This window comes from Mesobacillus sp. LC4, assembly GCF_053543455.1.
In genome coordinates, this window is sequence record NZ_JBGCUB010000032.1 from 1 (window position 1) to 1,377 (window position 1,377).

At 40.7% G+C, this 1,377-nt stretch carries 1 pseudogene; it reads right to left on the minus strand.

The features are described 5' to 3' along the window. Window positions 1-136 precede the first annotated feature (136 nt). A pseudogene (locus AB5I83_RS23650) lies at window positions 137-1,296 on the minus strand (IS3 family transposase). Window positions 1,297-1,377: the final 81 nt, after the last annotated feature.

The following is a 1,377-nucleotide window of genomic DNA, read 5'->3' on the forward strand; positions in this document are numbered from 1 at the left end:
TGAACCTCCGTCAAGAAAACGGACAAGAAAAACAATTATTTTTTCGTACCAATACTACCGCGCTCTCGCTTGGTGGCCACTTTACCTGGTGACCATCAGGAGATGGATCGCCAGGTAAAGCGGAAAAATATAAAATTCAGGCAGCACCATATTTTTGATAGTAGGCTTTTTCGTAGTCATTCGGAGTTACATAACCAATTGTTGAATGTATGCGCCATGAATTATAGAAGCTCACGATATACTCAAAGATACTTAATTTTGCTTCTTCACGAGTCTTGTAATCACAATGAAAGATGAGTTCTTTCTTAATCACACTGTGAAAGGATTCAATACATGCATTGTCATAACAGTTTCCTTTACCGCTCATACTTATTTTGATTTTTGCTTCTCTGAGTACACCAGTGTAGTCTTTTGAAGCATACTGGCTGCCCCGATCGGAATGGTGAATCAAACCTTCGTTAGGAGGCTGGCTGCTTTTAGCTCGATTTAAGGCTAATAATACAAGCTCTTTCGTCATCCGTTCACTCATCGCAAAACCTATGATTTTTCTTGAAAACAAGTCCATGACCGATGCAAGATAAAGCCAGCCTTCACGGGTCCAGACATATGTGATGTCCGTTACCCAGGCTTTACCTGGGGCCGATACATTGAAGTTCTGTTCAAGCAGGTTAGGATAAATCTCTTTTTCATGTTTGGAATTCGTGGTCGCCTTGAACTTTCTAGCCGCGATGGATTTTAGACCTTCCTCCGTCATAATCCGCTGAACAGTACGCTCACACACATTCAACCCTTCGTTACGGAGATGTCGTGTGATCTTAATGCTTCCATAGCGTTTTTTAGACTGATAATAAACTCGTTTGATGGCTTCCTTGAGTTCCTTTCTAGCTTTCTTCCGTTCACTCAAGGAACGCTTTAGCCAATCATAATAACCACTGGATGAAACACCTAATACTTGGCACATCTTCAAAACACGATATTCGTGCTGGTGTTCCTTAATGAATTGATAAATCACTTCGGTTTTTTCGTGAAGATGTGCATAGCCTTTTTTAATATTTCATTCTCTTCTTGGAGATCCCTAATTTGTTTCTCGAGGTCATTCACAACTTTCACATCTGGACCGAGATTGCCGCTGCCTATAAACCCGGATTCCTTTTTCTTTCTATACGCATCGATCCAGTTTCTTATCGTACCGATGGGAATGTCAAGGTCCCTGGCCAGCTCAGCCGCTTTCTTCCCTTCCTCCACTACTAATTTTGCAATCTGCATTTTGTATTCTAGATCATAATGTTTTCCCATATTAGACACGTCCTCATATAAATAGTTAGGTCCATTATAACAATGACCAATTTTACGTGTCCGTTTTCTAGTCTACATTCA